Below are 24295 nucleotides of genomic sequence, written 5' to 3'. Positions count from 1 at the left end.
ACTTCACCTGTCCGACCATTCCAACCTGTCCGCGGAGAAAACCGGGCCGTCCTTGCAGACCTTGAGCCTGCCGTCGACCGTGTCCACCACGCAGGCCACGCAGGTCCCGTACCCGCACCCCATCCTTTCCTCCAGGCTGCACTGGACGGGTATGCCCCTGGGGCGGGCCCAGCCGACCACAGCCTTCATCATGGGGGTGGGGCCGCAGGTGAGGATCCGGACCCCGCAGCTCGGGCCGGGGCCGGCCGGCGCAGCGGCAAGGGCCGCCCCCCTCCCCCCGGCCGCCATGTCGGCAGCCGTGCGGGGGGTCCTGCCGGCCTCCCAGGCATCAAGGAGGGTGATCACGTCCCCTTCGGCATCCTCTATGGACACCAGGTCATCGACCAGGGGGGCGGTCAGGCGGTCGGCGAAACGGTCCCGCCTGTATCCGAAGAGGGCGGTGGTTGTCGTGTCCTCCCTGTCCTGCAGGACCTGGGCGGCCGAAATCAGCGGGGGCACCCCAAGCCCGCCCCCCACCAGGAGGTACTCCCCGGCGGACTGCAGATCGAACCCCCTGCCCAGGGGTCCCAACACGTCAACCCCGTCACCTGGTCTGAGACGGGAGAGCTCCTCCGTCCCCGTGCCGACCACGGCGAAGACGAACTCGACCAGGTCCCCCTCCACCCGGCAGACCCCAAGGGGGCGTGGGAGGATGGTCAGGGGGTCGTCCGAGTACAGGTTGACGAAGCGTCCGGGCAGGCTGGTCCTGGCGATATAGGGGTCGCGGATGGTCAGCTTCCAGACCCCGGGCGACAGCTCCTCCATGTCGGTGACCTGGTCCCGCCGGCGGCCTGGGCGCAGGCCGGCCTCTTGGGCCTGCCGGACGAGTTCCCCGGTGTTGATGAAGGTGTTTCGGATCATCTGCCCTCCTTGATCGCTTCTCTGAGTGAATCCCTCATCCCGGTCGCAGCCCTGCCGGCAGAGCGGGAGACCAGCCCGAGGGCGGCCTGGAGCGACAGGGAGGGGGAATAGTCGCGGTCGGACCTCCAGGCCCCGATGATCCCCCGTGAGGAGTTGACCAGGGCGCCCGACCCCTGCCCGTCGAACATCGGGGCCACGTCGTCGGCCCTGCCACCCTGGGCCCCATAGCCTGGGACGAGGAAGAAGGTGTGGGGCAGGGCCCGGCGCAGGCGGGCTCCCTCGCTGGGGTGGGTGGCCCCGACCACTGCCGCGACCCGGGAGTAACCGTTTTCCCCGACGCTGCCGGAACCCCACTCTCCCACCTGCCGGCCCACCCGGTCGGCCAGGGTGGTGGCGGGGGACTCCCCCGTCCCTTCCACCTTGAGGTCTTGGAAGTCGGCGCCGGAGGGGTTGGAGGTCCTCACCAGGACAAAGACGTCCTGACCGCCGGCACAGGCTGCTTCGACGAAGGGGAGGACCCCGTCCCCTCCCAGATAGGGGTTGACGGTGACCGCATCCTCATACCAGGGCCAGGTCGCCCCTGAAGGCCGGAGAGGCCCCGCCTGCCCTGTGAGGGTCCGCCCGTCCTGCGACCCCCCTCCCCTGGCACACGATGCCTTCCGGTAGGTCAGTGGAAGCCCGGAGAGGTGCCCGGCGTAGGCGGCCGCCGTAGAGCCGATGTCACCCCGTTTGATGTCTCCCAGGACGTACAGGCCCCGTTCATGGGCGGCCCTGCAGGTGGCCGTATAGGCCCTGATGCCTGCAGGACCCAGGGCCTCATACATGGCTATCTGGGGCTTGACGGCCGGGACCAGACCGGCCACGCCGTCGATGACGGCCAGGTTGAATCTGAGATAGGCATCGGCCAGGCGTTCGGCCCAGGCCCCCTCCACCTGGGGGGCTGCCTCGGGGTCATCCCTGCGGATGCCGGCCTCGTCCAGCACGGTCTCGGTCTGGGCCAAGGCCTGGTCCAGAAGCTGGCCGGGCAGGAGATCGGGCCTGGGGTCCAGGCCGACCACCGAGGGGTTGTCCAAACGCCTTATGGATTCAATCAGTCCGTCCATCACTGGTCCTTTCTTCCCGGGGCCGATCCCTCCTCCTGCGGAAGGCTTGCCCACCTGCCGGCCCGGCGGTCCTGACCCCGGGCTTGCCGGCACGGACGGAGGGCAGGCGGCTGAAGACCAGCTCGGACCGGACGATGGTGGCCAGGGGCCGGCCGCACAGGGTCATCCCCTGGAAGGGGGTGTTCCTCCCCTTGGAGTGGAAACCGGCGGCATCCACCGTCCAGGCGGCATCGGGGTCCAAGAGGGTCAGCCCAACCCTCGTGGACGGGCCGGCCGTCAGATCCACCAGGAGACCGCCCCCTGCGCCCGGGGCGCCCACCCGGACGCCATCCGCGGAAGCGGAGGACCCGGCAGGATGGGCCAGGTCCTCGGGGTCCGTCACCTGGGCCTGCATGAGGCGGGAGGGTGCCAGCGACATGAGTTCCACCAACCTCTCGTGTGAGATCCACCCGCCGGATACCAGGACCTGTCGGCAGACGCCATAGGCCGTCTCCAGGCCGACGATCCCGTTGGGGGCCGACAGGAGCCCAAGGGATTTTTCCTCTGCCGTATGGGGCGCGTGATCCGTGGCTATCATGTCGACCGTCCCGTCTGCCACGGCCCTGAGGGTGGCCAGACGGTCCTCGTCCGAGCGCAGGGGCGGGTTCATCTTGGCCATGGTCCCCAGGGCGGGCAGGTCCTTGTCACAGAGGGCCAGATAGTGCGGGGCCGTCTCGCAGGTGACCGGGACCCCCTTTTCCTTTGCCAGCCGGATGGCTTGGAAGGCCTCGGCCGTGCTCACGTGCTGGAGGTGGACGTGGACCCCGGTCCGTGCGGCCAGATCCACATCCCGACGGACTATGGCCAGCTCCGTGGAGGCGGGGATACCCGGCAGGCCCATCCTGCGGCTTACCGCCCCCTCATTCATGACTCCGGTTTCATGGCGTTCGCAGTGATCCAGGATGGGCAGGCCATAAGCAAGTGCGTTGGAAGCCACCTGGTCCAGTGTCGCATCGGTCACCGCGTCCCCGTCATCGCTGAGGGCAACGACCGGATGGGCGGCCGCCATCGGGTCCCTGGCCGAGGCCGCCCCGCCGGGCAGGTAAGGGGCCCACCAGCCGGGTCGACTGGCCTCTCGCCCCTCTCGGCCTGCCGAGGCGGCCGCGCAGAGGCTGTATTCGACGGGGAGGGCACGTCCATCGGCCCTCCTGAGGTGCTGGAGGTAGTCGATGACTCCGGGCCCGCCGTCGGGCGCGGGCGCCCCGTCGATCGCCGGGTCGGTGTTGGGCATGATGAGCACCCGTCCATAGCCCCCGGCCACCGCAGCGGCGGACCCCGACGACATGTCCTCCTTCCGGGTTCCCCCAGGATCGCGGAAGTGCACGTGGGGGTCGGCCAGGGCCGGGGACAGGATGCACCCGGTGCAATCGACCACGATCTGGGCCGGTCCGGCCTCGCGGCCATCGGCGCATCCTCCCGCATCCGTCAGGAGACCGGTCTCATCGATCAGGTCGCCTCGAACGGGCGCTGGGAGGAGGACGTCCACCTTCCGCCCTGAGCGCCAGAGGCGGGCCCCCTTGAGGAGGACCGTCCGGCCTGTGGTCCAGGGCCGAGGTGACGGGGCTGGATGGCTTGCCACTGCTACAGTTCCGCCTTCTCGTCGCAATAGTCGCAGCGGTAGATTCCCTGGTCGGAGGGGTCCAGATGGAAACGCTGGTCCAGGTCCCTCTCGACGGTGGTGATGCAGCGGGGGTTCACGCAGGAGATGACGTTGACCAGGTGGTCGGGCCTGACAGGGTTGCGCTTGCTGATGATCCTCCCGTCACGGACCGTGTCGATGGTGGCTTGGGGGGCGATGAAGCCCAGGGCCGTCAGATCGAAATCCTCGCGTCCTTCGATCTTGATGATGTCCTTGCTGCCGAACCTCTGGCTGACCGCGTTCATGATCAGGGCCAGCCTGGTCTGGGCGGGGTCGATGTTCATATAGTGGAGGACCTTCAGGGCAGTGCCCGCAGGCACGTGGTCGATGATGGTCCCGTTGACGATGCTTGTGACCTTCATCACGCGCGGACCTCCTTCCCTTCTTCATAACCTGGCAGGGCGTCGCCAAGGAGGGCGCTCTCCAGGGCCATCCTGACCAACATCCCGTTGCGCACCTGCTCGAAGTAGGCGGCCCGGGGATCCCCGTCGACCCCGGCCTCGATCTCGTTGACCCTGGGCAGGGGGTGGAGGACGGCCATGTCTGGCTTGGCCTTGTCCAACTTGTCCAGGTCGAGTATGTAGGTGTCCCTCAGCCTCAGGTAGTCGTCCTCGTTGAAGAAGCGCTCCTTCTGTACCCTGGTCATGTACAGGACGTCCAGGTCCCCGATCACCTGGTCCAGGTCGTCCGTCTCCAGGTAGGAGCAAGAGGGGGAGGCCTTTATCCGCTCGAGGACATATTCGGGCGTCCTGAGCTCCTCCGGGCTGATGAGCACGAAGTTGACGTCTCCGAACCTGCAGAGGGTGGAGATCAGGGAGTGCACGGTCCGGCCGAAGGTCAGGTCCCCGCACAGGCCGATGGTCAGACCCTTGAAGCCCCCCCTGCGCGACCTGATCGTCTCCAGGTCGGCCAGGGTCTGGGTCGGATGCATGTGGCCCCCGTCCCCGGCGTTGATGACGGGGATGTCAGCCGCCTGTGAGGCCACCAGTGCGGCCCCCTCCTTGGGATGGCGGATGGTGGCTATGTCGGCGTACTGGGAGATCGTCTTCAGGGTGTCGCTGACCGTCTCCCCCTTTGAGGCGCTGGCCTCCTTGGCGCTGGCGAAGCCGATCACCTGGCCGCCCAGCCTGAGCATCGCCGTCTCGAAGCTCAGCCTGGTCCTGGTGCTGGGTTCATAGAAAAGGGTGGCCAGGACCCGGCCATCGCAGGTGTGCGCCACCTGCCGCATGTGTCCGCTTATGTAAGAGGCCCGGTCGAGCAGTTCGACTATGCAGCCCAGCGGCATGTCATCAAGGGTGACGACGCTGCGGCCCTTGAAGGAATAATCGGAGTTGGCATCGCTCCCGGGATATGAAAGGCCCGAGACGGATTTTGAGATTTGTGCAGACAACGGCCCACCCTTCCCAAAGGTGGCCACCTTGTGTGACCTTCACCATCGTAATGTCCACCGGGGACCTGCCATGGTATTGCGGGAGGGAGGGCCCGAGACGGTCTTTCCTCCCAAGCGGCCCGGCCTCGCAGACCGATGGTCACAGGCCATAGAAGAGACGGTCCATGACCTCCCGGCACCGTCTCATGGCGCCCAGGAGCTCATTGGCGAATTCCTGTCCCCGATGGGCCGGATAACCGAGGTATACGGCGATGCCCCCAAGGACGAACCCGTCATCCGGGAGGATGTCCGCCTGTGTGGCACGGCCGGACCAGAGGTAGTTGCCGTTGCGGGCGCTGGTGCACAGGACCCAGCTGCGCTCCAGGACCCGGGCGTCCTCCTCCCCCACCAGACCGGCCTCCTCCAGGCCCTGGAGGGCCTGGAGGGTGGAGGTTGTCCTCAGGCAGGGGAGATCGCAGGCATGCTGGAGCTGGAGGAGCTGGACGGTCCACTCCACGTCTGACAGGCCTCCGCGGCCAAGTTTGAGGTGACGGTCCCGTCTGACCCCTCTGGGGAGGCGTTCGGCCTCCATCCTGGCCTTGAGCTTGCGGATCCGGGAGACGGCCTCCCCGTCCGGAGGGGTGGCGGGGTACCGGAGGGGGTCGGCCACCTCCTCCAGGAAATCCCGGGCCAGGTCCGGATCGCCGGCGGCAGGCCTGGCCCGGAGCAGGGCCTGATGCTCCCAGACCTGAGACCAGTTGAAGTAATACTCCCGACAGGAGTCCAGGGACCTCACCAGGGGGCCCTGCCGCCCCTCCGGGCGGAGGTCAAGGTCCAGGTCGATCTTGGGTTCCAGGGTGAGGGGCCCGGAGAGGACGGCCCTCAGGTCGGTCACCACATCCCTGGCGAAGCGGCCCGCCGTCGCATCATCCGCCCCCCGGGCGGGCCGATAGACGAGGATGGCATCGGCATCCGAATTGAAATTGACCTCCCTGCCCCCGTACCTCCCCATGGCGATGACGGTCATGGCGGCTGGGGGTCCATCCAGGCCGGCAAGGGTGGTGTGGCGGCCGACGGCCCAGTCCAGAGCCGCCCCCACGGCCGCGTCGTAAACGTCGGACATCCCCCGCAGGCACTGCTCCTGGTCGATGACCCCGCTCATCCATCCCAGGCCTATCCGCTCGATTTCCTGCCGCCGCATCCCCCTCAGGGCCGAGGCGAACTCGCCGGCCTGATCCGCATGGCGGTCACGGTAGGAGTCGCATCGTGACCGGAGGGAGGGCAGGTCGCGCGGCCTGAGGTCGGCGTCATCACCGAGCCAGGTGACGGATTCCACCGACTTGGTCAGGGCCCCGCCCAGGTAGCGGGAGTTCGACAGGACGTGGCAGAGGCGGCGGGCGGCCGAGGTGGAGTCCCTCAGGAAACCGAGGTAGGCGCTCTTGGACCCGAAGCGCTCCTCCAGATTCCTCCAGCCCAGCAGGCCCATGTCGGGGTCCTGGCCCTCCCCCAGCCACCCCAGGACGGCCGGGAGGAGGATCCGGTTGATCTTGGCCGACCTGGTGACACCCACCGTCAGGGCCTGGACGTGTCGGACGGCGGCATCGGGGTCGGCGAAGCCTATGGAGGCGAAACGCTCCCGGGCCGCCTGCGGCCTGAGACTGACCTCCTCATCATCCAACTGAGCGTTGATGGGGAGCATGGGGCGGAAGTAGATGGCCTGATGGAGGCTGCGGACCTGGCGGCGGACCCTGTCGTAGGTCGCGACCATCTCATCGACGTGCATGTCGAAGGCCCGCGCCAGACGCTTCAGGTCACGGTTGGCCTCCAGACGCGGCAGGGTCAGCGACCTGGTCGCGTCAAGCCCGCCGGCAGAGCGTTCCCCGAGATCGGGGAAGAGATGGGTCCGCTTGAGCTGCCACATCTGGAGGCGGTGCTCCAGGACCCGTTCGAACCGGTAGTCGGCGGCCAGGGCGGTCTGGTGCTTTTCGGATATATAGCCACCGGCGGCCAGGGCGGCCAGGGCCTCAAGCGTGGAGGTGACCCTGAGGGAGGGATCGGTGCGTCCGTGCACCAATTGGAGCATCTGGACGGTGAACTCGACATCGCGCAGGCCGCCCCGTCCCAATTTGATCTCGCGGTCCCTGTAACGTTCCGGGATCATCCGTTCGACCCGCCCCCTCATCTCCTGGCAGTCGTAGACGAAGTTCCTGCGCTGGCTGGCAGACCAGACGAAATCCTGGGCCATCCGGTGGTATTCCCGGCCCAGCCCCCTGTCCCCGGCCACAGGCCTGGCCTTGAGAAGGGCTTGGAACTCCCAGCTTTCTGCCCAGGAACGGTAGTAGTCCCGATGGGACTCCAGACGGCGGACCAGAGGTCCGTCCCTCCCCTCCGGCCTGAGGGCCGTGTCGACCTGCCAGAGCGGGGGTTCCAGGGATCCGGTCATGACCGACTGGCAGACGCGCTGAAGGAGAATGGCCACCCTGGTCCCCACCTGGACGGGGTCACGGGCCGGCCCCTCCGGGCCGGGGTCCTCTCCATCGCCCTCCTGCGGGGGCTCGACCACGTATATCAGGTCCACGTCGGAGACGTAATTGAGCTCCCTGGCCCCCAGTTTGCCCATGCCGATGACGGCGAACCTGCAGGAGGCGGATCCTCCGGTCTCCTCCATGGCGATGTCCAGGGCGCCGGTCAGAGCGGCATCGGCCATGTCCGAAAGGATGGCGCTCACACGGGGCTGGACCCGCACGGGGTCGGCTTGTTCCAGGTCCCATGCCATGAGGGCCGCCAGCTGGAGCCGGTACTCCGCTCTCAGGGCATCGCTCCTGGCCGCCAGGGGACTGCGCCCCCCGCTGCCGTCGGATGCATCGCCGACCGCCCGCAGGATGCGTGACACCCTCTCCTCCCTGGTGAGCAGGAGGAGGGAATCAGGGTCGCAGGCGGCGGCCCGGACCAGGTCCGGCCGGGACCTCATCAGCCTGCCCATGGCTTCGGAAGCCCCCAGAACCCGGATCAGACGGCTGGTGGCCCGGACTTCCCCTCCCCCCGTGCAGTCCAGGAAACCGTGGCCCCCGGCCTGCCCGGGCCAGGACTCCACGATGGGGACAAGTGCGTTAAGGGCGGCATCCGGGTCGCAGGCCGAAGCCAGGCTGCCGAGGATGCAGCGTAAGGCCGGATCCTTAAGGCCGACCCGTCTCAGCCTCTCCAGCCCCTGACGGGACCGGTCCATATCCTGCAGTCCGCTGTGGATCAGGTCATAGGCAGAGAAGCCGGATTCCTCGTCACCGATCATGCCGCCCCTTCCATAGGTGCCATCACCTATGAATCTACCTGGGGGGCAGCCCGGCCTCCTGTCCCTGCCCCGGTCCCGGTCTGAACAGGCCCCTGACGTTGCGCCAGATCCGCCTGGTCACCTCGCATTGGTTCATCGAATAGAGGTGGATTCCGTCGACCCCCCTGGCGACGAGGTCGCAGATCTGCTCCGAAGCGTAGATGATCCCGGCCTCCTTCAGGCTGGCGGGTTCGTCCCCCCACCGCTCCAGCATCCGCTGGACGCCGTCGGGAATGCATGCCGCGCAGGTCCGGCTCATGTGCCTCACCTGGCGGGCGTTGGTGATGGGCATGATGCCCGCTTCGATGGGTACGTCGATGCCAGCCCGCCCGGCCCGATCCACGAAGTCCAGGAAATCGGAGTTGCGGTAGAAGAGCTGGGAGATGAGATGGGTCACCCCCGCATCCACTTTCATCTTGAGGTGGTCCAGGTCTTCCGCCGGGGAGGCGGCCTCGGGATGGGTCTCTGGGTAACAGGCCCCGAGCAGGGTGAGATCGGGCCGCCTGGCATGCACGTATGAGACCAGGTCGCTGGCATGGTCGAAGACCCCGCTGGGCCGGCGGCCCTCCACGCTGTCGCCCCTGAGCAGGAGGACAGCCTTCACGCCGGCCCGGTCGAACATGTCGAGGGCCTCGTCCACCCGGTCCTGGTCGGCGTATCGGGCGGTGAGGTGGGCCACGGCGTCGATCCCGTACTCCCTGCGGATGGTTCTGCAGATCCTGGCCGTGGCGGTCCTGTCCGCCTGCCTTCCCGTTCCGTAGGTGACCGAGATGAAGTCAGGCTTGAGTCCCTCCAACCCGTCGAGGGTGTCGTAGATTGTGCCCACGGGGGCATCCCTCTTGGGCGGGAAGACCTCGAGGGAGAAGATGGGCTCACGCATGCCCGGTCATCTCGATTCCGCCGGCCGGCCGCCGGTGGCGAGCTCCCGACGGACCCTCTTGGCCGCCTGGACCATGTGCTCCAGGCTGGGCCAGGTCTCTTTCTCCCCCCTGGTCTTCAGCCCGCAGTCCGGATTCACCCAGACCTTGCCGGCCTCCATCTTGCCCAGTATCTCGTGGATACGGTCAACCATCTCATCCACCGAGGGGATGCGGGGCGAATGGATGTCGTAGACGCCCGGTCCCGCCTCGGTTTCGAAGTGTGCGGCCTGTATGGCATCCAGGACGGTCAGGTCGGAGCGTGAAGCCTCGAAGGAGATCACGTCCGCGTCCATGGCATCGATGTCCTTGATGATGTCGTTGAATTCCGAGTAGCACATGTGGGTGTGGATCTGGGTGCCGGGCCTGACTGCCGAGTGGACCAGCCGGAAGGCGGGGATGGCCCAGTCCAGGTACCGCGTGTGCCAGTCCGACCTCCTCAGGGGGAGCTTCTCACGCAGGGCGGCCTCATCGATCTGTATGACCTTGATGCCTGCCGCCTCCAGGTCGAGGACCTCGTCCCTGATGGCCAGGGCCAGTTGTTCGGTCTGAATCCGGTGGCTGACATCCTCGCGGGGCCAGGACCAGTTGAGGATGGTCACCGGCCCGGTCAGCATCCCCTTGACCACATGGTCCGTCCGCGATTGGGCGTAGGAGCTCCAACGAACGGTTATCGGCCGGGCCCGGGATACATCCCCCCAGACTATGGGGGGCTTGACGCAGCGGGTCCCGTAGGACTGCACCCAGGCGTTCGAGGTGAAGAGGAAGCCGTTCAGGTTCTGCCCGAAGTATTCGACCATGTCGTTGCGCTCGAATTCCCCGTGCACGAGCACATCCAGGCCGATGGCCTCCTGGTGCTCGATCACCCGGTCTATCTGGGAGGCGATGAAGGAGTCATATTCCTCCTGGCTTATCTCCCCCTTGCGCAGCCTGGCCCGCTGGGCGCGGATCTCACGGGTCTGCGGGAAGGAGCCGATCGTGGTGGTGGGCAGGATCGGCAGTCCCAGTTCCTTGGCCTGTATGGATTGACGGGTGGGACGATCGGGCTGCCTGACGTAATCCGATTCGCTCAGCGAGGCCAGACGGTCGGCCACGGCCTGGTCCGCCTGCACCCTGGTCCCGTCGAAGAGCTTCTGGTTGGCTGCCAGCTGCTCTGAAGCCTTCTTGCCTTCCTCGTCGGTTTCGGCCAGGATGGACAGCTCATGCAGTTCGCCCAGTTTCTCGACGGCGAAGGCGAAGTGGGGTCGTACGGTCCGGGGGTCCAGCCCTTCTTCCCCTTTCACGCTGAAGGGGACGTGGAGGAGGGAGCAGCCCGTTGACAGGGCCACGTCGGGGGTGACCTGGCGGATGGCGTCGAGGATCCCCAGGCTGACCGCGTAGTTGTTGCGCCAGATGTTTCGTCCGTTGACCAGGCCGGCGAAGATCGTGGTGCCATCCGGCACCCCGTGGGCCTTCAGGGCGGCCAGGTTCTCGTCGCACCCCTCGACGAAGTCCAGCCCTATCGCGTCGAAGCCGAGTTCGTCAAGGGTCCGGAGGCAGTCGGCCACATGGCCGAAGTAGGTCTGGAGAAGGACGTGGACCCTCCCCTCACCCTCCCCTGCACCAGGCAGGATGGTCCGGTAGAGGGTCCTGAAGAGTTCCAGGTCACCCTCCTCCTTGTCCATGACCAGATATGGCTCGTCCAGCTGGACCCAGTCGGTGCCCAGGGAGGCGAACCGGGCCAGGATCTGCCTGTAGGCCTCACCCGTGTCCCTGATCAGTCCCCCCTCCAGGGTCAGATCGGCGCCCTGGGGTCCGCGGGCCAGCTTGAGGAAGGTGTATGGGCCTATGAGCACGGGCTTGGTTTCGATTCCCATGTCGCGGGCTTCGCGGTACTCGTCGAAGGGTTTGCTCCCGGACAGGCGGATTTCGGTATCCCCGTCGATTTCCGGCACCAGGTAGTGGTAGTTGGTGGTGAACCATTTTTTCATGGGCAGGGCCGTCACATCGCCCCGCTCCCCCTGGTAGCCCCTTCCCATGGCGAAGAGGGTGTCCTCGGCACCCAGGCCCAGGTCGCGGTAGCGGCGGGGGACGGCGCCCAGGAGCATTGACGTGTCCAGGACCTGGTCGTAGTAGCTGAAGTCGTTGCTGGGGATCAGGTCGATCCCCGCCTCCTTCTGGAGGCGCCAGTGGGAGGCCCTGAGGTCCCTGGCCACCGCACGCATCCCGTCCAGGTCGAGCGATCCCTTCCAGTATCCCTCGATGGCCCTCTTGAGCTCCCTGTTGGCTCCGATGCGCGGGAAACCTATCACCGATGTGATGGCAGACATGACACCTCCATTGTTATTTCATGGCTAGGGGTAGCCTATCAACGCCGGCGGGCGGGCCGGTAATCGGACGGCTCTGGGTGTCGTCATAAGCCGAGATTATAGCCTTGACGGCAGGCCCACCCCGGGGTGCCGGCCGGCCTTGGCGTGGCGGCGGTTGGGGGACTTCAGTGCTTGAAATCGTGCGGGGCCACAACCCCGTGCAGACGGGCCGAATGCAGTTCCCACCGGTCGAAGGGGTTTTCTGAGCCGAAGATGACCAAGTTCGCGGGAGAGACGCCCAGGTTGAGCAGGTCCAGGAGGCCGGGATCCGACTCCTTCTTGGCCAGCCACTGGCTGGTCACGGAGATGGCGGGCTCGTGGCCGATGATCATGAGGAGGTGCTGGTCCGGTCTTGTCTGTGCCATCTGGTCCAGGATGGCCTGGATGCCCCCCTCGTAGAGGTCCTCCCTGTAGTCAACCTGGGGTCCGTCCCCAAGGGGGGCCAGCATCCTGTCCAGGGTCTGACGGGCCCTGAGGGCGCCCGAGCAGACGATCCTGTCCGGTATCAGGTCCACCCTGACCAGGCCCTTCGCCACCTTCCTGGCCTGTTTGAGGCCCTTCTCGGTCAGCGGGCGGCCGCGGTCGCCATCCGGCGAGGAGACTTCGGCCTTGGCATGCCTCATAAGGATGAGCGTGTAGGAGCACCGGCGGGCATGCTTGGCTATCTTTGAGACATCGACACCCATATCGACCCCTTCCAGGTTGGCGGGCCGGGGACGGCGGCCAGGGGGTCGACGGCCGGACCAGGCCCGGTGACCCCAGACGACCCCCGTGTTCCCGGCACGAGCATTGACACCACCATTATCGCAGATGCGTCCCACGGTCGTCGCAGCGGTCAGCCGGCTCATTGCCGGGTGGGATGACCCCGACCTCATGGTCCAGGTCCCGCAGGACCTTGCGCAGCTTGCGGTCGGATATGTCCCTCAGCTCCAACACCGACAGGTCCTCACCGCCGTCCGCCCGGGTGGGATGGCTGTCATCTACATCCCCATAGAAGTCCTTGGTGGCTCTGGTCTTCTTCCGAAGGGCCTCCTGGCCGGGGGCCATGGCCCTGGAAACAACCAGGAAACCCGTGTGCCCGATCATCTCGTGCTCCGGTCTGACCGCCAGACCGTCCGCCTTCCAGGAGCGTTGCAGGGTCTCGTCGATTTCCGGCTCCGTCCAGTGACCTGAAGAACGCAGATGCTCGGCCAGCCGGCTCATCTGGGTGGTCGTGGTCACATAGGCGGTCAGGACCCCGCCCGGTGCGATGACCCTGTAGGCGGCATCCAGCCGGTTCCAGGGGTCCAGCATGTCCAGGAATATCCTGTCGTAGGAGGCTTCGGGCAGGTCGGCCGCGACATGGTCGAAGTCCCCCACCCGCAGGTCCCACCAGGCAGGCCGGCCCCCGAAGTAGACGGTGGCATTGCCCATGGCCACCCTGGCGAACTCCGGCCTCAACTCGATGGAGGTCAGACCCCCCTCCGGTCCCACGGCATCGAGGAGGCTCAGGCTCATGGCCCCGGAACCTGCACCCGACTCCAGGACCCTCATCCCCCGGCGGATGTCGCCCAGGCTGACTGCCTGGGCGATGTCCTTGGGGTACATGATCTGGGCACCACGGGGCATGGAGAGGACGAAATCGGCCAGGCGGGGACGCATCATCGTATACTGCCACCCCCCTATGGCACGGGAGGCCTTCCAGGGCTTGCGCCGGCCCCCGTCTTCCTCCTCATCGGCCGGGTCCACAGGCCTGGCATCCTGCCCGGTGTCCTGCCGGGCGGCCCTCAACTGGGCGGCGGACAGGGAGGTGACAACCGATCCCTCCGGCAGTCCCACCAATCTGTCGTGCAGGAGGAAGCCCCGGTCGGTCTGCGTCACCCCTTCCGGTTCCAGCATGACGGTCAGCCGGCGGCCCCTGCGATCGGTCAACTGCACCCGTTCCCCGTAGGCCACCGGCCTCCGTGACTGGCCCATCAATCCTCCTCCGCGCCCTTGGTGAATTGGGAGTTGTAGAGGCTGGCGTAGGCCCCGCCCGCGGTCAGGAGTTGGTCGTGGGTGCCCTGTTCGATCACGGAACCATGGTTGACCACCAGTATCAGGTCGGCATCGCGGATGGTCGACAGGCGGTGGGCGATGACGAAGCTGGTCCTCCCCTTGCGCAGGGTGTTCATGGCCTGCTGCACCAGCAGTTCGGTCCTGGTGTCCACCGAGGAGGTGGCCTCGTCCAGAATCAGGATGTCGGGGTCCGAAAGGAAGGCCCGGCAGATGGTCATCAGCTGGCGCTCCCCCTGGCTCAACTCGCTGCTGTCCTCGTTGAGAACGGTGTCGTAGCCGTGGGGGAGACGGCGGATGAACTCGTCAACGTGGGTGGCCCTTGCGCCTTCTATCATCTTCTCGTCGCTGATGGTCTCCCCCTCGTCCAGACCGTAGAGGAGGTTGTCGCGGACGGTCCCGTCGAAGAGCCAGGTGTCCTGCAGGACCATGCCGAAGTGGCTGCGCAGGTCGTGTCTGGTCACCTTGGATGTGTCGACCCCGTCGATGGTTATCTGTCCGCCCTGTATCTCGTAGAACCGCATGAGGAGGTTGACCAGGGTCGTCTTGCCGGCTCCGGTGGGCCCGACTATGGCGATGGTCTGACCCGGCTTGGCCTCGATGGAGAGGTCCTCGATCAACGGCTCCTCGGGCTTGTAGGAGAAGCGGACGTGGTCGAAGCGGACATGGCCCTCCACCCGGCCGCCGGTCAGTTCACCCAGGACCTCGGGGTCGCTGGGGTCGGGTTCCTCCTCGGGTTCGTCCAGGAATTCGAAGACCCTCTGGCAGGAGGCCAGGGAGCTCTGGAGCATGGTGCCCATGGAGGCCAGCTGGCCTATGGGCTGGGAGGACTGGCGGGTGTACTGGGTGAAGGCCTGGAGGTCGCCCAGGGTCATGGTCCCTGACAGGACCCTCACCCCGCCGACGATGGCCACCAGGACGAAGCTGAGGTTGCCGAAGAAGGTGGACAGGGGGTTGACCAGGGAGGAGAAGAAGGTGGCCTTGAAGGAGGATTCGTACAGTTCCTTGTTCTTGGCCTCGAACTCCTCTTTGGCCACCGCCTGGTGGCCGAAGGCCCTGACCACCGTGTGTCCGGAGAACATCTCCTCCACGTGGCTGTTGACCTGGCCGGTCTGAATCCACTGCCTGGTGAACTGGGGCTGGGTCTTTTTCAGGATGATTCCGGCCCCCAGCGCCATAAGGGGGATGATGATCAGGGCTATCAGGGTCAGCATGGGGGAGATGGCCAACATCATGATGATGGCCCCGATGAAGGAGAAGACCGAGAAGAGGAGCTCGCCCAGGATCTGCTGGAGGGTCCCCGATATGTTGTCGATGTCGTTGGTGGTCCTGCTCATCACCTCCCCGCGCGGGGTACGGTCGAAATACTGGAGGGGGAGACGGTCCAGCTTGTCCTCTATCTGACGGCGCATGGTGTATACGGCGTCCGAGACCAAACGTGTCATCAGGAAGTTCTGGACCACACGCACGGTGATGGAGATGACGTAGATGGCGGCCAGGAAGATCAGGACCCTGGCGAAGGCGGACCAGTCGATCCCCTTGCCCACCTGGACGTTCATGGTGGAGATCATCTGGGCGATCTTGTCCTGCCCCTTGGACTGGAGGTAGGCCACGACAGCCTCCTTGGGGGTGCCCGGTTTGGCTCCCATCCTGACCAGCATGGCACCCAGGATCCCCTCGAAGAGGACGTTGGTGGCCTGGCCCATCACCTTGGGGCCGATGACGATCATGGCCACGGCGGTGATGCCGGCCAGGATCATGACGATCACCCTCCAGGGGCTGGCGAGGAGGTAGCGGACCAGCCTCTTGATCGTATGCCTGCGTTGGCCCTTGGGGACGACGGGGACATTCCTCGCGGCAACTTCATTCGCCATCAGTTCATCCTCCCCTCATCGATGCTGAGTTCTTCCACGTCCGGGCCCATGCCCCCCTGTGATTCCACGATCTCCTGGTAGGTGGGGCAGTCTCCCATGAGCTGGTCATGGGTCCCCTCCCCCACGATCCGCCCCTGGTCCAGGACCAGTATCCGGTCTGCGTCCCTGATGGAGGCGGCCCTCTGGGCGACGACCAACTGGGTGGCCTGTCTGGTCACCGGGACCAGGGCCCTGTGCAGGGCCCGGTCGGTTGTCATGTCCAGGGCCGAGAAGGAGTCGTCGAAGGCGTATATGAGGGGGTGGCGCAGGATGGCCCTGGCCATGCAGAGCCGCTGTTTCTGCCCTCCTGAGAAGTTGGTGCCCCCCTCGGCGACGGGGGCGTCCAGACCCTCCGGGATCTCTTTGACGAAGTCCTCGGCCTGGGCCACCTTGAGGGCCTGCCAGATGGTCTCGTCATCGGCGCGGGGATCCCCGTAGAGCATGTTGCTGCGTATGGTCCCGGTGAAAAGGGTGGCCTGTTGGGGGACCTGGCCGAACAGGCCGGCCAGCTGGGCGGGGTCGTATTCGCGTACGTCGTGTCCGTCCACGTAGATGGCTCCACCCGTCACGTCGAACATGCGGCTGGCCAGGCGGACGATGGTTGACTTTCCCGACCCGGTGGCCCCGATGATGGCCGTGGTGGTCCCCGGCGTGGCCTTGAAGCTCACGTCGCTCAGGACGGGGTCCTGGGCCCCGGGATAGCTGAAATCGACATGGCGGAACTCCAGGACGCCCTTGGGGTCGCTGGGGCGGTAGGGATGCTCCGGGGCGGTGATGTCGGTGGTGGTGTCCAGCACCTCGTTGATGCGCCTGGCGGCCACGGAGGCCCTGGGGAGCATGACGGACATCATGGCGGCCATCATCAGGCCCGAAAGGATGATCATCAGGTATTGGATGAAGGCCTGGAGGGAGCCTATCTGCATTCCGCCCGACTCGATCCTCTTGCCGCCGAACCACATGATGGCGATGTTCGACAGGTTGAGGAGGAACCAGAGGAGGGGCGTCAGCATGCTCATCAGGCGGCCGGTGGAGATCAGGACCTTGTAGACGTCCGTGTTGGCCTGGTCGAAGCGTTTGGCCTCGGTCTTCTCGCGGACGAAGGCCCGGATGACCCTGACGCCGGAAATCTGCTCGCGCACCAGGCGGTTGATTCCGTCCAGAAGGTTCTGCATCTTCGTGAAAAGGGGCCCCATGAGGGACATGAGGAAGATGGCGATCACCAGGATGATCGGGACGATGACGGCCAGGGACCAGGTCAGCGGCCCGTCCTGTCTGAGGGCCAGGATCAGGCCTCCGATCAACATGACAGGGGCCTGGAGGATGATCATCAGGGTCTCCATCGTGGTCATCTGGACCTGCTGGACGTCATTGGTGGTGCGGGTGATCAGGGACCCGGCCGAGAAACGTTCCATCTCATTGAGGCTGAACCCCTCCACGGAGGAGAACAGGTCCCGCCTGAGCTCGTAGCCCATCCGCATGGCCAGCCTGGTGGCGCAGTACACGGCTACCACGTTGGCCAGGACCTGGATGGCCGTTATCCCCATCATCTCGAAGCCGATCCTGTATATGGCCCCCTGGTCTCCCGCGGCCACGCCCTTGTCGATGATGTCGGCCTGGAGGTTGGGCAGGTAGAGGTTGAGCACCGTCTGCGCTATCTGGAAGAGCACCAAGACCAGCGCCTGCGGCCAGTAAGGTCTCAAGTAGTGGGTCCAAATCCTGATCATTCAACATCCTTCATGCACGGCAAGGTCGCCATATGTCCCGGACGGTTCTGGGGGCGATAAACCGTCTCAGTCTACCCCAAGGCAAGCCCCCGCAGGTCCATCCATACCGAAAGCCGAAAGGCCGATGTCACCGGTTCCTCCCGCCCCTCTCCGCCCCACGGGCGTCAATCCCCCCCCCCGGGCTCGCCATATCAGCTGTCCGGAACTCGCCGGACCCGCGTGCCAGGCCCCCTCCCGAGGTCTGGACCGGCCACTCCCGGGGGCCTTGATACCTTCAGGATGGGTTTGAAAACACCGCGCTTTTCGGGGCCGGTCCAGTCAGACGGCCGTCCCGTAGGAATCCAGATTGGGGTTCTCCTGGAAGGGGCGGCCTGTGAAGAAGAGACCGATCACGCCCAGGCCGAAGACGACGACCATGGTGATGATGGCCCACATGGGCACCCTGGGGAACCACATGCAGACCACGAAGGCCAGGGCCGAGAGTCCAAGGAAGACCCAGCAGACCAGTCTCAGCCACTGCTTGAGCGTATGGGGCGCCTGGGCCGCCTTGGGGTTGCGCAGGCCGGGGTCATCCTCGGCGGTGAGTTCCTCGGCTTCGCTGTGCCCGCTGGGCTTCCACTCCCCGTCCTGTCCGGAGGAGAGTCTGCGGGAGCGGGCCTGGAGGGCCGCCTCGTCCAGGAGGCCTGCGCGTCCGCGCTCGCCCCCGCTGTAACGGTCTGCCTCTCCCCTGCGGTTGCGCTTGGCCTGGGCCCTGCGTTCAGCGCGGTTCGTCATCGGATGCCTCCCTTTTGCTCGATCCCTCGTGCCTCATCATGTTCCATCATGCTCCATGTCGGCCGATGCCGTCTCATGCCGGTACCGCCATGAACGCCACCATACCACCCAGCGGCCCCACGAAACCGCCGTCTGATGCGGAGGGGAGACGGTCGGGGCCGCCCGGCCCTGGACTCACCACACCCCCACCGCCTCCAGCACCCCCTGGACGACCAGGTCGTTGACCAGCCTCCCCCTCCGGGTGGGGATCAGGCGGCCGGACCGTTCGCAGACCAGTCCCTGGCTGATCAGCCCCCCGATCCGATCGGGGTCCGCCCGGCGGCCACAACGCCCTTCGACGGAGGCCAGGTCCAGTCCCTCGCTCAGGCGCAGGCCCAGCATGACGGCCTCTTCGATGGCCTCTGCGGGACCGATGACCTCGGAACCCGCCCACGGGACCCGGCCCGACGTCAGGGCTTCGGCCCACTTCCTGGGATGGGCCAGGTCCCACGCTCTCATTGGCGCCGACGGAAGGCCCCGGGAAGGGTCCGTCCCCCCGCCGGGGAGGGTTGATGGGTCAGGGGCCGTGTCAAGGCGGTCTTCTTCAATGGCGACACCTAGGTCGCCGGCCCCACCGGCATGGCGGTCCTCCCCCCTTGTCCTGCGGAAGGAGTCCCTGTCTTGCCCCGCCCTGGACGGTCCGCCTCTCTGGTGAAGGTGGCCTGACAGGGTGGCCAGGTTGTAGTGGGAATGGGCTCCGGGACCGATTCCCGCCCAGTCCACATTCCGCCAGTAGCCCAGGTTGTGCCGGCTCTCGTGACCCGGCCTTGCCCAGTTCGATATCTCATACCAGTGCAGGCCGGCCGCCGTCAACATGTCGTCGGCCAATTCGTACTTTGCAGCCTCGTCGTCGTCATCGGGCCCGGCCAACCGACCGGCCCGTACGGCCCTTCCCATCTTTGTGGTCGGTTCCAGGGTGAGGGCATAGGCGGAGACGTGGCCCACGCCCAGGTCAAGGGCCGCCTGGAGGCTGGTCCTCCAGTCCTCCAGACCCTCGCCAGGGGTCCCGTAGATCAGGTCCACGCTGCACTCCAGGCCCACCTTCCGGGCCGCCGCCACGTTTGAGGCCACGTTTGCCGGGGTATGGGTGCGGTCCAAGGTCTTCAGGACCTTGGGGACCGCCGACTGCATTCCGAAGGAGACCCTGGTGATCCCCCCCTCCTTGAGACGGGCCAGGTAGGCTGGGTCGACCGTGTCCGGGTTGGCTTCGGTCGTGATTTCCGCGCCGGGGGCCAGCCCCCAGATGCGGTCCACAGACCGGACCATCCGTATCAGGTCGTCTGCGGGCAGGATGGTGGGAGTTCCGCCCCCGAAGAAGACCGTGGAGGCTGCGGGCTCTCGGACGCCGTGGGCTTCCTGCCAGCGGGCCACAGTCTCCATCTCCCCTATGGCCAGGTCGGCGTAGTGTTCACGGCTGGCCCCTCCCCCCAGGTCGGTGGCCGTATACGTGTTGAAATCGCAGTAACCGCAACGCCTCAGGCAGAAGGGCACATGTACGTAGACCTCGAATGCGGCCACCCCGTCCGCCCTCGGCCTGCCGACGGTGTTCTCGCCCATCAGCCCTCTTTCTTCGCGGCCGCCCGGATCTTGTCCTTGGTGTCGCGGTCCGTGGGCTCCCCCGTGCTGAGGGCAGCGATGAAGGCCTCCTGGGGGACCTCCACGTGGCCCAGCATCTTCATCCTCTTCTTGCCGGCCTTCTGCTTCTCCAGCAGCTTGCGCTTGCGGGTTATGTCGCCCCCGTAGCACTTGGCCAGCACGTCCTTGCGCAGTGCGCTTATCGTCTCGCGGGCTATGATCCTGGAGCCGATGGCGGCCTGGATGGGGATCTCGAACTGCTGGCGGGGGATCAGCCCCCTGAGCTTCTTGGTCATCATGACCCCGTAAGCATAGGCCTTGTCCCTGTGGACCACGGCCGAGAAGGCGTCTATCTTCTCCCCCTGGATCAGGATGTCGACCTTGACCAGATCCGCGGACTGCTCCCCCGCCTCGTGGTAGTCCAGACTGGCATAGCCCTTGGTCTTGCTCTTGAGCTGGTCGAAGAAGTCGAAGACGATCTCGGCCAGGGGCATCTTGTAGTGGAGCTCCACCCGCTCCGGACTCAGGTACTCCATGGTCCCCATCTGCCCCCTGTGCTCCTGGCAGAGTTCCATGACCGGGCCGATGAACTCCTTGGGGGTGATGATGTCCGCGGCGACGAGGGGCTCCACGATCCTGCGGACCTTCCCGTCGGGAAACTCGCTGGGGTTCTTGACCGTATGGACCGTCCCGTCCTCCATGGTCACCTGGTAGGTCACGTTGGGGGCCGTTGCGATCAGGTCAAGACCGAATTCACGGCTCAGGCGCTCGGTGACGATCTCCATGTGGAGCAGGCCCAGAAAGCCGCAGCGGAAGCCGAAGCCCAGGGCCACAGAGGTCTCTGGTTCGTAGACCAGGGCGGCATCGTTGAGCTTGAGCTTGTCAAGGGCGTCGCGCAACTCGGGGAATTGGGCGTTGTCTATGGGGAAGAGGCCGGAATAGACCATGGGCTGCGGGTCCCGGTAACCCGGCAGGGGCTGCTCGGCCGGACGGGAGTCCCCGGTGATCGTGTCGCCCACCTTGGACTGGCTGACGTCCTTCACCCCGGTGATCACGTATCCCACCTCGCCGGCCCCCAGGGCCTTCGTCGGGGTCATATCCGGGCTGATGACCCCTAGTTCGATGGGGTCGTGCACGGTCTTGCGGCCCATCATGCGGATCCGCTGCCTGCTTCTGAGCTCGCCGTCGACCATGCGGATGTAGGTGACGATCCCCCGGTAGGAGTCGTACACCGAGTCGAAGATGAGGGCGCGGGCCGGTGCCTTCGGATCCCCGCTTGGGGCCGGGACCTGGTCCACGATCCTGTCCAGGAGCTCTCTGACCCCTTCGCCCGTCTTGCCCGAGACCCTCAGGATGCCGTCCGGGTCGCAGCCGATCAGGTTGCCTATCTCCTCTGCATGCTTGTCGGGCTCCGCCGAGGGCAGATCGATCTTGTTGAGGACCGGGATGATGGTCAGGTCGTCGTCCAGGGCCATGTAAAGGTTGGACAGGGTCTGGGCCTCTATCCCCTGGGTGGCGTCGACCAGGAGGACGGCACCCTCACAGGCTTCGAGGGCACGGGAGACCTCGTAGGTGAAGTCCACATGGCCGGGGGTGTCGATCATGCCCAGGGTGTACTCGGTCCCCTCCTTGACCCAGGGGACCCTGACGGCCTGGGACTTGATCGTGATCCCCCTCTCCTGCTCTATGTCCATCCTGTCCAGGAAGCGGTCGTGCATCTCCCTTTGGGGGACGATGCCGCTCAACTGGAGGATGCGGTCGGCCACCGTCGACTTGCCATGGTCTATGTGGGCGATGATGCAGAAATTCCTAATCAGCGACTGGTCGGTGAATCCTGGCTGATTGTTGACATGCTCCACCGGGCTGTTCTCCTCACTCTGTCTGGATTCAACGATTCTAGCCGCAGGCATGGGCTTTGGCGGTGGGCCTGCCTGGGTCCTGCTCACCCTTTTCCCACCGACATGCTACAATTCAAGTCTGTCTGTACAGATAACACACATCGTTTGGAGCAACATTGGCAAACATCAAGTCGCAGAAGAAGCGCGTCATCACCAACGAGAAGGCGCATATGCGCAACAAGGCCGTCAAGAGCTCGGTCAAGACCTCCATCAGGTCCGTCCGCCAGGCCATTGAAAAGGGTGACAAGGAGACCGCTCAGGCGGCCTTCCAGGTGGCCTCGCGCAACCTGGACAAGGCGGCCGGCAAGGGTGTCATCCACCGCAACCAGGCAGCCAACCGCAAGTCCGGGCTTGCCAGGGCAGTGAACGCGATCTGATCGTCCGGGGACGCCTGAACGATGACCGCCACCTCCTGCAGGGGTGGCGGTTTTTTCATGCCGTTTGGCCCCTCACCCGCCGGAAGGGTCCTGTCCTCTTCCGGTGATTGGGGCGGATCCAAAGGCGAAACCTGGGAAACCTCAGCGAATCACAGATCGGCCGGGTCCCCATCAACGGCCTGGTCCCCTTCTCCAGTCGGATCCCCATCACCGGCCTGGTCCCCTGAGCCTTCACCGCCGGGCTGAGCCTCCGGGGGCTGTTCCTCAGGGACGCCGGGATCGGTGATGGTGACGCTCATCCCCTTCCTGCCCCTGATCAGGCGCTCGACCCCCTCTTTGATCTGATCGTCGTTCAAAGGCAGGTAGGCCCTGCGCCGGTGCATGGCCCCCGGCACCTTGAGGTCGAATCTGACCGAGAGGAGACGCAGGACGACCACCAGGGCCACTATGCCCACGTCGATGGAGGTCTCGGCCGAAACGCCTATCATCCCCTTCTGGGTGGCCCTGGTTGTGAATACGGTCAGGATGCAGCCGATCAGGGAGGGGAGGGCGTACCAGTGCTGGTCGCGTATGACGGCCGGGACCACATTCAGGAGGATGTCCCGCAGGAGGCCACCGGCCAGGGCGGTGGACATGCCCAGGAAGATGGCCGTCATTCCGCTGGTCCCGAAGGTCAGGGACTTGATGGTCCCTACGACTGCGAACGATCCCAGGGCCATGGCATCGGTCACGGTCATCGGCCAGGTCATCCGGTCGATCTCCGGGTGGGCCACGGCCACAACCAGACCGGACAGGAGGGTCACCAGTACGGATCCCCGGTCGGTGATCCCAGCGGGCGGAACCGCCCCCAGGAGGGCGTCACGGACGATTCCCCCTCCCAGGGCGGCTATCCAGGCCACAAGGAGGATGGAGATTATGTCATACCTTTTGCGGACGGCCGCCAGACCACCGGAAAGGCCACAGGAGAAGATGCCCAGGTACTCTATCGACATGAAGACCATATTGCCTTCCAGCGCGATCTTCACTCGGATCTCCCTTCCTCATCCCCGGCATCCGGTCTGTGCCCGTGGGGCCCGGGCCCCACGGGCCCGCGATCCGGGGAGTGCACGTGCCACCTGCGGGCGGGTCCTTCAGCAGACCCGCCACATCCAGTCGTGGGGGTCTTCGACCTCGCCCAGCTGTATGCCCAGAAGGCGGTCCCTCAGGGCCAGCGTCACCCGGCCGGAACCGCCGTCGGCCACCGGGACGTCGAACCCCTCGGACTTGAAGCGGCCTATGGGGGTGATGATGGCGGCGGTGCCGCAGGCGAAGACCTCGGTCACCTCACCCGAGCGGATGTCAGCCAGGAGTTCGTCCAGGGCGATCATGGTCTCGACGACGTCCCTGCCCTCATCCTGGGCCAGCTGGATGAGCGACCGTCGGGTCACGCCGGGCAAGATGGTCCCCGTCAGGCTGGGGGTCTCCAGGTGCCCGTCCTTATGGACGGCGAACATGTTCATCCCGCCCAGTTCCTCCAGGTAGGTCCTGGTGGCGGCATCGACGAAGCAGACCTGCTCGCAGCCATGGTCGATGCCCCGGTATTCACCGAGGAGGGAGGCTGCATAGTTGCCTCCGCACTTGGCGAACCCTGTTCCGCCCGGACCGGTGCGGAACCACTTGTCCTCGACCCAGATGCTCACCGGCTTGACCCCGCCGGGGAAGTAAGGGCCGGACGGGGAGGCGATGACGCAGTAGTCGACCTCCTTGGGGGCACGGACCCCTAGGAAGGCCTCGGAGGCGAACATGAAGGGACGCATGTAGAGGGTGTACTCCCGCCTGGACGGGACCCAGGCCGCATCCCGCCTGACCAACGCGGCCACGGACCCGAGGAAGTCCTCTGTCGACAGGGGCGGGAGGTAGAGCCTGCGGGCCGAGTTCGCGAAACGCTCCGCATTGGCGTCCGGCCTGAAGAGCCATATGCTCCCGTCCTCCCGGCGGTAGGCCTTGAGCCCTTCGAAGATTTCCTGGGCATAGTGGAGGACGGAGGCGCCCGGATCCAGTTTCAGCGGTCCGTATGGTTCGATCCGCCTGTCGGACCACCCCTCCCCCTTGGTCCACGACATATGGGCCATGTTGTCCGAAAAAACCTGACCGAAGGCGGGCTTGTCGATCAGTTGGGCCCGGCGCTCGTCAGAGGCCGGATGGTCGTCGGGCAGGACGGTGAATGCCTCCGCCTCCCTGTCGAGGAATGATGGATCGTGGTGGGATTGTTCTGGCATAAGCCCCTTCTTCCGGTGCCGCCAGGGGGCGGTCATCTGCGATTGACAGGATTTTACAAC

Annotated in this window: 18 protein-coding genes; 1 reads left to right on the top strand and 17 read right to left on the bottom strand. The window is 65.9% G+C overall.

The window, feature by feature from the left end; all coding sequences use genetic code 11:
• Positions 1–3: 3 nt before the first annotated feature.
• The 15 genes from V6584_RS03990 to lepA all read right to left on the bottom strand — a co-directional run bounded on the left by V6584_RS03990 (position 4) and on the right by lepA (position 21561).
• Complete coding sequence (locus V6584_RS03990; protein WP_340469162.1) at positions 4–900, bottom strand: dihydroorotate dehydrogenase electron transfer subunit; 897 nt, start codon at positions 898–900, stop codon at positions 4–6.
• Positions 897–2003: an orotidine-5'-phosphate decarboxylase gene (gene pyrF, locus V6584_RS03985; RefSeq protein WP_340469160.1), complete on the bottom strand. Its 1107-nt coding sequence runs from the start codon at positions 2001–2003 to the stop codon at positions 897–899. Before pyrF ends, V6584_RS03990 begins: the two co-directional genes overlap by 4 nt.
• On the bottom strand, positions 1987–3621 hold the full coding sequence (locus tag V6584_RS03980; protein WP_340469159.1) for a dihydroorotase: 1635 nt from the start codon (positions 3619–3621) through the stop codon (positions 1987–1989). The genes pyrF and V6584_RS03980 overlap by 17 nt, the downstream gene beginning before the upstream one ends.
• 2 nt (positions 3622–3623) lie before the next feature.
• On the bottom strand, positions 3624–4043 hold the full coding sequence (locus tag V6584_RS03975) for an aspartate carbamoyltransferase regulatory subunit (RefSeq protein WP_340469730.1): 420 nt from the start codon (positions 4041–4043) through the stop codon (positions 3624–3626).
• A complete protein-coding gene (gene pyrB, locus V6584_RS03970) occupies positions 4043–5059 on the bottom strand; it encodes an aspartate carbamoyltransferase (RefSeq protein ID WP_404802628.1) in 1017 nt (338 codons plus the stop codon). The genes V6584_RS03975 and pyrB overlap by 1 nt, the downstream gene beginning before the upstream one ends.
• A gap of 151 nt (positions 5060–5210) precedes the next feature.
• Positions 5211–8339, bottom strand: a complete 3129-nt coding sequence (locus tag V6584_RS03965) for a bifunctional [glutamine synthetase] adenylyltransferase/[glutamine synthetase]-adenylyl-L-tyrosine phosphorylase (RefSeq protein ID WP_340469157.1) — start codon at positions 8337–8339, stop codon at positions 5211–5213.
• A gap of 34 nt (positions 8340–8373) precedes the next feature.
• On the bottom strand, positions 8374–9258 hold the full coding sequence (metF, locus tag V6584_RS03960) for a methylenetetrahydrofolate reductase [NAD(P)H] (protein WP_340469156.1): 885 nt from the start codon (positions 9256–9258) through the stop codon (positions 8374–8376).
• A gap of 6 nt (positions 9259–9264) precedes the next feature.
• The gene (gene metE, locus V6584_RS03955; protein ID WP_340469155.1) at positions 9265–11604 is read right to left on the bottom strand and encodes a 5-methyltetrahydropteroyltriglutamate--homocysteine S-methyltransferase; all 2340 of its coding nucleotides are present in this window, start codon (positions 11602–11604) and stop codon (positions 9265–9267) included.
• Positions 11605–11768: 164 nt separating this feature from the next.
• A complete protein-coding gene (locus tag V6584_RS03950; protein WP_340469154.1) occupies positions 11769–12329 on the bottom strand; it encodes a SixA phosphatase family protein in 561 nt (186 codons plus the stop codon).
• Between the two features lie 115 nt (positions 12330–12444).
• Positions 12445–13599 (bottom strand): tRNA (adenine-N1)-methyltransferase, encoded by a 1155-nt coding sequence (locus V6584_RS03945; RefSeq protein ID WP_340469153.1) that lies wholly within the window; start codon positions 13597–13599, stop codon positions 12445–12447.
• The gene (locus V6584_RS03940; protein WP_340469152.1) at positions 13599–15551 is read right to left on the bottom strand and encodes an ABC transporter ATP-binding protein; all 1953 of its coding nucleotides are present in this window, start codon (positions 15549–15551) and stop codon (positions 13599–13601) included. Before V6584_RS03940 ends, V6584_RS03945 begins: the two co-directional genes overlap by 1 nt.
• Positions 15551–17314 carry an ABC transporter ATP-binding protein gene (locus tag V6584_RS03935; RefSeq protein WP_340469151.1) on the bottom strand — a complete coding sequence of 588 codons (1764 nt, stop codon included), beginning with the start codon at positions 17312–17314 and terminating at the stop codon, positions 15551–15553. The genes V6584_RS03940 and V6584_RS03935 overlap by 1 nt, the downstream gene beginning before the upstream one ends.
• Before the next feature lie 318 nt (positions 17315–17632).
• Positions 17633–18088, bottom strand: a complete 456-nt coding sequence (locus V6584_RS03930) for a tripartite tricarboxylate transporter TctB family protein (protein WP_340469149.1) — start codon at positions 18086–18088, stop codon at positions 17633–17635.
• Between the two features lie 174 nt (positions 18089–18262).
• On the bottom strand, positions 18263–19684 hold the full coding sequence (gene hemW / locus V6584_RS03925; protein WP_340469148.1) for a radical SAM family heme chaperone HemW: 1422 nt from the start codon (positions 19682–19684) through the stop codon (positions 18263–18265).
• Positions 19684–21561: a translation elongation factor 4 gene (gene lepA, locus V6584_RS03920; RefSeq protein ID WP_340469729.1), complete on the bottom strand. Its 1878-nt coding sequence runs from the start codon at positions 21559–21561 to the stop codon at positions 19684–19686. Before lepA ends, hemW begins: the two co-directional genes overlap by 1 nt.
• 155 nt (positions 21562–21716) lie before the next feature.
• Between lepA and rpsT the strand changes: the two genes are divergently transcribed.
• Positions 21717–21977 carry a 30S ribosomal protein S20 gene (gene rpsT, locus V6584_RS03915; protein ID WP_340469147.1) on the top strand — a complete coding sequence of 87 codons (261 nt, stop codon included), beginning with the start codon at positions 21717–21719 and terminating at the stop codon, positions 21975–21977.
• Positions 21978–22126: 149 nt separating this feature from the next.
• Here rpsT and V6584_RS03910 read toward each other — a convergent pair whose 3' ends face one another.
• Together V6584_RS03910 and V6584_RS03905 are read right to left on the bottom strand one after the other, a co-directional pair.
• The gene (locus V6584_RS03910) at positions 22127–23002 is read right to left on the bottom strand and encodes a trimeric intracellular cation channel family protein (RefSeq protein WP_340469146.1); all 876 of its coding nucleotides are present in this window, start codon (positions 23000–23002) and stop codon (positions 22127–22129) included.
• A gap of 105 nt (positions 23003–23107) precedes the next feature.
• Entirely contained in the window at positions 23108–24235 is a 1128-nt protein-coding gene (locus V6584_RS03905; RefSeq protein WP_340469145.1) for a branched-chain amino acid aminotransferase, read from the bottom strand.
• Between the last annotated feature and the right edge of the window lie 60 nt (positions 24236–24295).

This window comes from Bifidobacterium favimelis, assembly GCF_037963085.1.
GTDB classification, from domain to species: domain Bacteria; phylum Actinomycetota; class Actinomycetes; order Actinomycetales; family Bifidobacteriaceae; genus Bombiscardovia; species Bombiscardovia favimelis.
The sequence above is the reverse complement of the archived record's forward strand: the minus strand, read 5'-3'. Positions and strand labels throughout refer to the sequence as shown.